We start from the raw sequence: 10,547 nt of genomic DNA on the forward strand, positions 1-10,547 counted from the left end.
GGCCATCGCGCCCCTATCAGTCGGCCATGGCCCGCCCCTCGCGCACAATATCGGACAGCCGCAAGGGCATCGACCGACGCACGCTGCTGGTCGGCGGTGGTGCAGCAGCCGGATTGCTCATTGCATGGGCTGTCTGGCCGCGCGAGTACCCGCCCAACCTCAATGCCGGTCCCGGCGAAACGATCGTCAACGCCTTCCTCAAGATCGACCGAACAGGGCAGGTCATCGTCATCGTGCCGCAAACCGAAACGGGCCAAGGGGTAACGACCGTCCTGCCGCAGATACTGGCCGACGAACTGGGCGCAGACTGGCGCACGGTCGCGGTGCAAAGCGCGCCGATCAGCCCGCTCTACGCCAACACGCTGCTGGCGCGCGAATGGCTGGCGAGCGACTGGACCCGTTTGCTGGGGGACGCAGGCGATTGGGCGATCGGCCAATATGCAACGCGCAGCGGCCTGATGCTGACCGGCGGCGGCACATCGGTCCCGATGTTCCATGACGCCTATCGCGATGCCGGTGCGGCGGCGCGGGTGCTGTTGTGCAAGGCGGCGGCGGCGCGCTGGTCGGTGCCATGGGAAAGCTGCGACATCGTAGATGGCTTGGTCTCCGACGGCAGCGAACGGCGGCTGAAGATCGGCGAGCTGGTCGAGGAAGCGGCACAGTTCGACCTCCCCGCCATCCTGCCGCTGCGGCAGGGGCAGGACGGGCGGTTGGCGGGGCAGGATGTCCCCCGGCTCGACACCCCCTCGAAGATCGACGGCAGCCATAATTTCGCCGCCGACATCCGCCTGCCCGACATGGTCCATGCCTCGATCCGGCAGGGGCCGATCGGCGACGCGATCTTCGCCGGGCTGGACGAGCGATCGGCGAGCGCCGTCACCGGTTTCCTCAAACTGGTCCGCACCGAACGCTGGGTCGCTGCCGTCGCGACCAACTGGTGGGCGGCGAACAAGGCGCTGGACCTCGCCGATCCGGTCTTCACCCTGCGCGGCAAGCCGGTCGATAGCGCTGCAATCGACGCCGCGCTGGAAGCGGCCTTTTCCGGCTCGGCGGGCCGCCGCCTCTATGCCCAGGGCGACCTGCTCCCGGTGTTCGAAGGCGCGACGATATTGGCCAGCGAATATCGTGTCGATCCAGGACTTCACCTGGCGCTCGAACCGCTGTGCGCCACCGCGCGGGTGGGGCCGGACGGCGCGGCAGTCTGGATGGCGACCCAGGCACCCGGCTTGGCGCGTGCCGCCATTGCCGCTGCTCTGGGCTTATCCGAAACCGCCGTCACTCTTTACCCGCTGCACGCTGGCGGTTCCTTCGGGCGCAAGATGGACTGGGACGTCGGCGTTCAGGCCGCCTTGATCGCGCGCGATGTGGGCCGCCCGGTGCAACTGCTCTGGTCGCGGCTGGAGGATGTCGTGCAGGACCGACCCTCCGCGCCCGCGCAGGCCCGGATGGCTGCGAAGATCGGCCGCAACGGCGCGATCGAGGGCTGGCTGGCCAAGGTCGCGGCGCCCTGCGCCATGGCGCAAACCTGGGCACGGATTGCCGATGGCGCGCTACCCCACGCGGCGGCGGCGCAGACGGCTGACAAGGCATCCCGACTGGCGGTCGCAGGCATGGCCCCGCCCTATGCCATCCCCAACTGGGCGGTGGATCATTATCCCGCCGATGTCGGCCTGGCGCTCGGCTTCGCGCGGGGCAACGCCCATCTGCATGGCGCGTTCTTCACCGAAAGTTTCGTCGATGAACTCGCGCACCTCGCGGGGATGGAGGCGATGTCCTTCCGCATCCAGATGCTGGGCGGCAATCCGCGCCTCGCCCATTGCCTGTCCACCGCAGCGGCAATGGGCGGCTGGCAGGGCGGTATAGCGGGCAGCGGGCAGGGGATCGCCGCGCACGTCCTGCAGGGGGGCTATGCCGCCGTGATGGTCGAAGCATCAATGCGCGGCGACCGGCTGAGCGTCAGCCGCATGATCGCGGCGGTCGATGTCGGCGATCAGGTTCATCCCGACATTGCCCGGCAGCAGGTCGAGGGCGGCCTGATCTATGGCCTCGCCTTTGCGATGGGGGCGTCCGTTTCCTATGCGCGCGGCCTGCCGACCCGCGCCATGCTGGGCCGGATGAACCTGCCGCAACTGGCCGATATCGGCGAAGTGACGGTCGAACTGATCCGCAGCACCGCATCCCCGGTCGGCGTCAGCGATCTTGCCGCGCCGCTGGTCGCCCCTGCTATTGCCAATGCATTGTACACATGGACAGGTCAGCGTTTGCGCAACCTTCCGCTATTGGCCACGATATGACCCTGCCCCCCAACCATCCCGCCATTCCGACCCCCAAAGTCGGCGTCCTCCTCATCAACCTCGGCACGCCCGATGCGCCCGACGCCGGTTCGGTGCGGCGTTATCTCGGCGAATTCCTGTCCGACCGCCGCGTGGTCGAACTGCCGCCGATCCTGTGGCAGCCGATTCTGCGCGGCATCATCCTGACCACCCGACCCAGGAAATCCGCCCATGCCTATCAACAGGTGTGGACCGATCAGGGTTCGCCGCTCGCTTTCCATACCCGCGACACGGCGTTGGCGCTCGCAGCGGCGATGGGGCCGGGCGTTACGGTCGACTGGGCCATGCGCTACGGCAATCCGTCGATCGCCTCGCGCCTGTCGGCGATGAAGAAGGCGGGCTGCGACCGCATCCTGCTCGCGCCGCTCTATCCGCAATATAGCGGGGCCACGACGGCGACCGCCAATGACGCGGCTTTTGCGGCGCTCAAGGCGATGCGCTGGCAGCCCGCCATCCGCACCCTGCCGCCCTATCATGACGACCCGGCCTATATCGCGGCGCTCAAGACCACGATCGACGCGCATGTCGCGGCGCTTGATTTCGCGCCGGACGCCATTCTCGCCAGCTTCCATGGTATGCCTGAGCGCACCTTGCATCTGGGTGATCCCTATCATTGCCAGTCGGTCAAGACCGTCCGCCTGCTCCGCGAAGCACTGACGCTGCCGGTCCATATGAGTTTCCAGTCGCGCTTTGGACGGGCAAAATGGCTGGAGCCGGAGACCGAAGCAACCCTGGCCGGATTGGTACGCGATGGTGTCCGTAATATTGCTGTCGTAACACCGGGCTTTTCCGCCGACTGCCTTGAAACATTGGAAGAAATCGCCTTGCGCGCAAAAGAGGCCTTTTTGTCTGCGGGCGGCGAAAAATTTGCCTATTTACCCTGTCTAAATGCTTCATCGGACGCTATCACTTTGTACCAGAGGCTGATCGGCCGCGAGCTTTCGGGCTGGATCGACCAGCCCGCTTAAGTAGAAAGAGGATGCGCATATGGCGAGAGTAGCGATCGTGACCGGCGGAACGCGGGGCATTGGCGAGGCGATCAGCCTGGCGTTGCGGGATATGGGATATACCGTTGCGGCCAATTATGGCGGCAATGACGAAAAGGCGAAGGCCTTTACCGACCGCACAGGCATCGCCGCCTTCAAGTGGGACGTTGGCGATCATCAGGCTTGCCTGGATGGTTGTGCCACCGTGGCCGAACAGCTTGGCCCGATCGACATTGTCGTCAACAATGCTGGCATCACCCGTGACGGCGTGCTCGCCAAGATGAGCTTCGACGACTGGAACGAGGTCATGCGCATTAACCTTGGTGGGTGCTTCAACATGGCGAAGGCGACGTTCGGCGGCATGCGTGAGCGCGGCTGGGGTCGGATCGTCAACATCGGGTCGATCAACGGGCAGGCCGGCCAATATGGTCAGGTCAACTATGCCGCCGCCAAGTCGGGCATCCATGGCTTCACTAAGGCACTGGCGCAGGAAGGGGCCAAGGCGGGCGTCACCGTCAATGCCATCGCGCCGGGCTATATCGACACCGACATGGTCGCCGCTGTGCCCCCTGCCGTGCTGGAAAAGATCGTCGCCAAGATCCCGGTCGGGCGCCTCGGCCAAGCCAGCGAAATCGCACGCGGCGTCGCTTTCCTGTGCAGCGAGGATGCAGGCTTCGTGACCGGCACGACATTGTCGCTCAACGGCGGGCAGCACATGTATTGATGGACCAGGGCGACCCTGTTGACAGCTCGCACGAGCCGATGGGGTCGCCCTTTGCCCCTCCGGTCAAACGGAGCGTGACGATCGCCGGGCACCAGACCGCGATCAGCCTGGAGCCGGTATTCTGGGACGCGCTGCGGCTCGCTGCTCACGAAGCTCAGCTTCCCATCAATGCTCTGATAGCCCGTATCGATGTGATGCGCATGGCCGCCGCCAATCCTCCTAATCTGGCCAGCGCCATCCGTTGCTGGCTTTTTGCGACAGTCAGCAACAAAGATAATAATTAGTCGCAATAGCGTTTGACTCTGCGAAGCATTCGCAATAATCGGTCCTCCAAGCAATAAGGGGGATTGATATCCATGTCGAATACAGCATCTACGCCATCGTTTCTGGCGCTGTCCTGCGTAGGCGCGATCGCCTTCGCCACCTCGGCGCAAGCGCAGGATGGCGCGATCGGCCCACGGTTGGGCGGCATGACGGTCACGGACACGGCGATCGACGAGTCTACGGTAAAAGTCGAAAAGGCAGAGTCGCCCAAATATGTGCGGCCGCTGCTCGACACGCCCCAGACCATCACGGTGATCGGCAAAGCCACGATCCAGCAGCAAAATCTTCTGACCCTGCGCGATGTTCTGTCGACGGTGCCGGGTATCACCTTCGGTGCGGGCGAGGGCGGCTTTGGCTATGGTGACCGCATTATCCTGCGCGGCCAGGACGCAAAAAATGACGTGACAATCGACGGCGTGCGGTCCGGCGCGTTCCTCAACCGCAACGAAGTCTATAATATCGAGCAGGTCGAAGTCACCAACGGGGCCAACTCGGTCATGAACGGCGGCGGTTCTGTCGCCGGGACGATCAATATCGTGACCAAGCGACCGCTGGCGGACGACCAGATAATCCTGAACGCAGGTGTAGGGACCGATAATTATTATCGCGGAACGATCGATGCGAACAAGCGGCTGAACGACCTGCTCGCGGTACGGATCAACGCGGTTTATCATGAAAATGACGTACCTGGCCGCGACGTCGAGGATTATAAGCGCTGGGGCATCGCGCCTGCCATCACCATCGGGATCGATGGTCCGACCAGCCTGACGGTCCAGGGTGAATATCTGGATGACAAGGCGATGCCGCAATATGGCCTGCGCTATTATGCGAATAATGGCGGGTTTCTGCCGGAATTCGACCGTAGCGGCTATTATGGTTTTGCCAATCTGGATCAGCAGAACAGCAAGACGAGCAGCCTGCAGACGATCTTCAGCCATGCTTTCAGCGACACGCTGAAGATCCGCAACCTGACCCGTTATGAAAAGATTCGGCAGAACACGGTCACCAGCCAGCCCAATGGCAGTTTCTGCCTGTCCACCAATCTTCAGCCTATGGATATAAATGGCGTCAGTGCCGCCTGCCTGCCGACCACCACGCCGGGCTATTACCTGCCGACCGGCGGGCGTGGCGTGCAGCGTCTGATCACCAACGAAACCGCCTATAACCAGTTTGATATCAGTGCCGATTTCAGCACTGGCGGACTTCAGCATACGCTGGTCATCGGCGCGTCTGCGATGTGGGAGCATTATCGCCAGAAGCAGGGCACATTGCCGCGCAATGCGGACGGATCGACCCCGGCCTTCCCGCTGGTCAATATCGCCAATCCCGGAGAAGTGGTCCAGGGTCCGGCAGGGTACACATATGGCAGCAACATCTATACCGGCCCGGTCAATTTCATCTTGGCGAGCAATAATGTCGGCGAGCAGACCAGCTATGCCGCCTATTTGTTTGACGCGATCAAGTTCAGCGACTTTTTCGAGGTTAACGGTGGTGTTCGATATGAGAAGATCGACGGATTCAACCGCAGCTTCAGTTACAATACGACGCCCGCATCGCCGCTGCTTGGCCAGATCAGCAGCGTCGGCAACCGGCTGGAGGTGAGCGATAATCTCTTCTCCTACCGCATTGGCGCGGTGATCAAGCCAAGTGAGAATACCAGCTTTTACGTCGCCTACGGCAATTCCAAACTGCCTTCGAAAGTGTCGGTTGATGGAGCGTGCGCCGCCCCTAACGCGACGACCGGGCTGAACGGCAACTGCAATCTCAAGCCTGAAACGACGCTGAATTATGAGATTGGTGCAAAAGCTGACCTTTTCGACGCAAAATTGCTGCTGACAGCGGCGCTGTTCCGCAACGATCGTAACCAGATCAAGTTGCAATCGGGCGATGTGGATGTTCCCGATCAGACATTGGACGGCAACCAGCGTGTGGAAGGCCTTTCGCTGGGTGCTTCGGGCAATATCACGGCTAACTGGACGATTTCCGCCAACTATATGTATTTGAAGTCGAAGATCCGTCAGGGCGTATCCGACTTCTGCCTGGCTAATCCTGGCGTGAATGATCCGCTGGTTGGGAATTGCAGCGCGATCAACAGCCCGGCTTTCCCTGATCCTACGGCGGGATATGCGCTGACCAACACGCCCAAGCATTCGGGCAGCCTGTTCACCACCTATCGTTTCGGCTTCGGTCTGGAGCTGGGCTATGGCCTCACCTATCAGGGTAAGTTCCTGCTCAACCAGCCCAGCCTCGCGCAGTTGGCCGCCGGAACCTATGTGGGCTATAAAGTACCAAGCTACACCATCCATCGCCTGATGGTGAACTATCCGATCACGGACAAGCTCAAGGCGCAACTCAACGTCCAGAATTTCACTAACGAGAAATATGTGACGACGGTGCGCAATAATGTGAACGGTAGCTGGGCACAGCCTGCGCCGACCCGGTCGGCTATGTTCAGCCTGAACTATATGTTCTGATGCGTGCCCCATCCTCCGGCATGCGTCCCGTGCCGTGGGTAGCGGACGGGCGGCGATTTTGTCCCGGCCTATTGGCCAAACCTCCTCGGATCGTCGTCCGTCCCATCTTTTGTTGCTCATATGTAAATGTCGCAATTGATTCGCATTAGGCTTTGCGATATCGACACTCGAACCGAGGATGGGAAGGGAGGCGCTGTCATGTTGCATGCCGCAATTCGGCCGATCGACGATGATATCGTCATGCCTGACCCGCCGGGTGCGTCATGGGTTGCAGCCGTGGTGCCATCCACCCCCGCCATCGCACCGGACCGATATGGTGCGCGGGCGCGGCCGAATATCCTAGCGATCCTTGCCATTCTCTTTGTCCATATCCTGCTGATCGCTGCCTTGATCCAGATGCGTGGCCATGTGCTGCGCGCACAGGAGGCGAAGCTGACGGTGGTGAACCTCTCTCCGCCACCGCCGCCGCCCGCTGCGGAATCGCCACCCCCGCCACCTTCCGCGCCGCAAGTGGTCGCGCCGCCGCCGATCGTGCAGACTCCCGCGCCCATGCCGACGGTTCAGACCTCGCCCGAACCAGTGCCCGTCTCGGTGGCCGCGCCCACCATGGCGGTGACGCCCGGCCCGGCCTTGCCGATTGCCGCGGCGCCTGCGCTGCCCAGCATCGTCCAGGGTGGCGACCTAAGTGCGCAAATGGTGGCGGGCAAACCACCGCGCTACCCGATCGAAAGCCGTCGCAGGCGCGAGCAGGGCACGGTGCTGCTGACGCTGACGCTGGGCCTGGATGGGGCGGTCGAGACGGTTGCCGTCAGCCAGAGCAGCGGCTTTGCCCGGCTCGATGAGGCAGCACGGGACGCGGTGAAGCGCTGGCGCTGGAAGCCGATGATCCGCGACGGGCAGCCGGTGCGGGTTCGCGGCGTGGTCGAAATCCCCTTCATCATCCGCACCGACGCTGCGTAACGGATTTTTCTCCTATGTTGATCGCCATTCCCGACCTGCTCGATGCGGCAGGCGTTGCCGCCATCCGGGCGCTCATTGACCCGGCGGACTGGGTCGATGGCAATGTGACGTCGGGCCACCAATCGGCACTCGCCAAGCGCAACCTGCAATTGCCCGAAGAGTCGCTTGCAGCGCAGCAGGCCGGGCAGGCCATCCTCGACGCGCTCGGCCGCTCGCCGCTGTTCATCGCCGCCGCCCTGCCGCTCAAGATTTTTCCGCCCTTGTTCAACAGCTACGCGGGTGGGCAAGCCTTTGGCGTGCATGTCGACAATGCGGTGCGCATTCAGGCGGGAACGGGCTTTCGCGTGCGATCCGACCTGTCGATGACGGTGTTTCTGGAAGCGCCCGACGCCTATGATGGCGGCGAATTGACGATCGAGACGCAGTTCGGGGTGCAGCAGGTGAAGCTGCCTGCGGGCCATGCGGTGCTTTATCCCTCCTCCTCGTTGCACCGGGTCGAGCCGGTGACGCGGGGGCGGCGAGTGGCGAGCTTCTTCTGGCTGCAATCCATGATCCGCGACGATGCAGCACGGCAGATGCTGTTCGACCTCGACCGCAGCGTGCAGGGCGTCGCCGCCGCGCTGGGCCAGGGTCATGACGAAGTGATCCGGCTGACGGGTGTCTATCACAATCTGCTGCGCCGCTGGGCCGACGCCTGAGGGGCGTTTCGGGCGGGCGGGACGCGCCAAGTGGGTCACAGCGCGAAGTTCACACCATCGTCGGGCGATTGCACAGCGATTTGCGCCAATCGTACCGCTGAAGTGTGCGCGACGTACCGGGTGCGTATCATCGACGCGACAGTGACGCGGCACACATGCGCCACCTACGCGACGGTGACGCGGCGTGGTTTGGGGCGGTGCGAGGAGAGGGCAGGAAAGGGCCGAGGGCGTCATCCGTCAGGATAGACCAGAGAAAATCCTACATTGAAAGGGGCGCGGTTTGGGCTGACGAAGGAGGAATGGGAATAATGACCAGCGTCAGTCTTTCAGCAACCGCATTTGGCTTCCTGAAAGCTGACATTCGGCTACTTCTCACGTAGCATGGAATAGAGCCATCCGACCACGACAACCACAACGAAGATGCCCGCCGTCAGTGCGAGCATAGGCAGCTTTTCAGGTCGCCGTTCTACAATTGCACGCAGCACAATCGCTGCGGAAAACAGAACAAGCCCTCTTCTGATCCAAACGGTGCGTGATGTCATGACAGCCCAATCCTGCACCCTCTCCTTTCCGTCAAGCACGAGCGCCGATCTTGATGCGAAACGACCCGTGGCCCTAATCCGAAAAACCTCGCAGTCGAGAACCGACCAGAAATTGCCAGTCGTCCCATGTTCCGTAATTCTTGATTGTCGGCGCCCCTTGCATAGTTCAAATTCAGAAAATGGCCGATCTGTCTAAATCTGAGCGCATGGAACTGCGGCGAGCGTTGGGAAACCGAGTTGTTCATGAGCCATATGCGCCGCCTCGGCATCGTGGCCCAGAATGCCTCTGGCCACATGCTTGCTTCGAATGCCGGAAGTCATGGAAGCTGGCTGACGAAGCGAGCGCCATATGCCCTGAATGCAAGGCTGATCTCCATTGGACGGGGCGTGCGTTTAAGGTGCCTCGAAAATCAGACGTTGAGCAATGGGCCAAGGTTCGAGCGCTCTGGAATGCGGGATTTCGCTTCATCAATCATACGCGATGGCGAGATATTGAGGCTATGCCAGAACGCCTGCGCGACGTTGAGGATTTCATCCGGCGCAATCCCCAGCATCCCTTCCGAGTAAGTGGGTAACGTCTGCTATCGACGAATTTTTCCGAAAACATGACTGTCGCCTAACCACCCTTTCCGTCATGCCGGGCTTGACCCGGCATCCATTAGCTCAGGGGTGCGACGTCATTGATAGGGTGAGGCTCATGGACCCCGGATCAGGTCCGGGGTGACGGCGTTTGATGGGTGTCCGCTATTCACTCAACATCGCCGATCGCCTCCACTAGCCCTTGGTGGCGAACGCGCTGTATCCGTCTCGCCAAGCGGCCACTTCCACCTTCAAATAAGCAGGCGCCGGGTCTCCCGACAGGACGAGGGCGGCAACTTCGTTGTCGGGGTGCATCAACATCTTCTTCGACCCGTCGCTGAACCAGACGGGTATCAGTTGATCGCACAGGGCGTCGAGGATGGTGGCGGCCATGCCATTGGTGATCGCGTCGCTGCCCGGCTCCATGCGGACCATGATCGAGACGCCTTCGAAACAGTTGCGCGGTTCGCGGACGAAATCGAGCGACACCAGGATGCCGGATCGGTCCGGGCGCGCCGCATCGGAGAGGGCGGCGACTCTGCGCCAGGCGCAAAACCAGGTCCGGCAGATATGCGGGCGATCGGCATGAATGCTGCACCCCTGCGCGCCGAGGTGGACGCAGGAGATGCCGGGCGGCTTCTGGAAACCGGGCGTATCGACGGTGAGGATGGTGCAGCAGGCCGTGCAATCGCCGCAGGCGCGATTGGGCAGGACTGGCCCCAGCAGGGTGGTTTCCAGATCGGTCTCTGTATCCATCCGGGTCGGGGTGCCTCGGCCGTGCCGGGAATGCAAGCGGGATGCGTTCGTGTGACGCGACTTGCGGAGGTGATGAACCCCTCGCCCAGCTTCGACTACAGCCGGATGACTTGAAGCCGGATCGTCATTGCGAGCGCAGCGAAGCAATCCATTGTGGTGCCGATGGATTGC

The 10,547-nt window shown here is 62.2% G+C and carries 10 protein-coding genes; 7 read left to right on the forward strand and 3 right to left on the reverse strand.

The genetic code is table 11. From position 1 onward, the window contains the following. The first annotated feature begins 26 nt into the window (after nucleotides 1-26). The 7 genes from V2I08_RS14660 to V2I08_RS14690 all read left to right on the forward strand — a co-directional run bounded on the left by V2I08_RS14660 (nucleotide 27) and on the right by V2I08_RS14690 (nucleotide 8,499). Nucleotides 27-2,294, forward strand: coding sequence for a molybdopterin cofactor-binding domain-containing protein (locus V2I08_RS14660; RefSeq protein ID WP_349635787.1), 2,268 nt, complete (start codon nucleotides 27-29; stop codon nucleotides 2,292-2,294). Then, complete coding sequence (hemH, locus tag V2I08_RS14665; RefSeq protein ID WP_349635788.1) at nucleotides 2,291-3,301, forward strand: ferrochelatase; 1,011 nt, start codon at nucleotides 2,291-2,293, stop codon at nucleotides 3,299-3,301. Before V2I08_RS14660 ends, hemH begins: the two co-directional genes overlap by 4 nt. A gap of 19 nt (nucleotides 3,302-3,320) precedes the next feature. After that, nucleotides 3,321-4,043: an acetoacetyl-CoA reductase gene (gene phbB, locus V2I08_RS14670; protein ID WP_349635789.1), complete on the forward strand. Its 723-nt coding sequence runs from the start codon at nucleotides 3,321-3,323 to the stop codon at nucleotides 4,041-4,043. Beyond that, the gene (locus tag V2I08_RS14675; protein ID WP_349635790.1) at nucleotides 4,043-4,327 is read left to right on the forward strand and encodes a ribbon-helix-helix domain-containing protein; all 285 of its coding nucleotides are present in this window, start codon (nucleotides 4,043-4,045) and stop codon (nucleotides 4,325-4,327) included. Before phbB ends, V2I08_RS14675 begins: the two co-directional genes overlap by 1 nt. Before the next feature lie 72 nt (nucleotides 4,328-4,399). After that, nucleotides 4,400-6,841: a TonB-dependent receptor domain-containing protein gene (locus V2I08_RS14680; protein WP_349635791.1), complete on the forward strand. Its 2,442-nt coding sequence runs from the start codon at nucleotides 4,400-4,402 to the stop codon at nucleotides 6,839-6,841. Between the two features lie 198 nt (nucleotides 6,842-7,039). After that, entirely contained in the window at nucleotides 7,040-7,801 is a 762-nt protein-coding gene (locus V2I08_RS14685) for an energy transducer TonB (protein WP_349635792.1), read from the forward strand. 14 nt (nucleotides 7,802-7,815) lie between these two features. Next, the gene (locus V2I08_RS14690) at nucleotides 7,816-8,499 is read left to right on the forward strand and encodes a Fe2+-dependent dioxygenase (protein ID WP_349635793.1); all 684 of its coding nucleotides are present in this window, start codon (nucleotides 7,816-7,818) and stop codon (nucleotides 8,497-8,499) included. 365 nt (nucleotides 8,500-8,864) lie between these two features. On the opposite strand, the gene V2I08_RS14695 is transcribed toward V2I08_RS14690, so the two are convergent. The 3 genes from V2I08_RS14695 to V2I08_RS14705 all read right to left on the reverse strand — a co-directional run bounded on the left by V2I08_RS14695 (nucleotide 8,865) and on the right by V2I08_RS14705 (nucleotide 10,376). Next, entirely contained in the window at nucleotides 8,865-9,041 is a 177-nt protein-coding gene (locus V2I08_RS14695) for a hypothetical protein (protein WP_349635794.1), read from the reverse strand. Between the two features lie 410 nt (nucleotides 9,042-9,451). Continuing rightward, nucleotides 9,452-9,595, reverse strand: a complete 144-nt coding sequence (locus V2I08_RS14700) for a hypothetical protein (protein WP_349635795.1) — start codon at nucleotides 9,593-9,595, stop codon at nucleotides 9,452-9,454. A gap of 220 nt (nucleotides 9,596-9,815) precedes the next feature. Then, the gene (locus V2I08_RS14705; protein WP_349635796.1) at nucleotides 9,816-10,376 is read right to left on the reverse strand and encodes a YkgJ family cysteine cluster protein; all 561 of its coding nucleotides are present in this window, start codon (nucleotides 10,374-10,376) and stop codon (nucleotides 9,816-9,818) included. Between the last annotated feature and the right edge of the window lie 171 nt (nucleotides 10,377-10,547).

Origin of the sequence: Sphingobium sp. MK2, from assembly GCF_040170545.1 — a bacterium.
GTDB lineage: Bacteria > Pseudomonadota > Alphaproteobacteria > Sphingomonadales > Sphingomonadaceae > Sphingobium.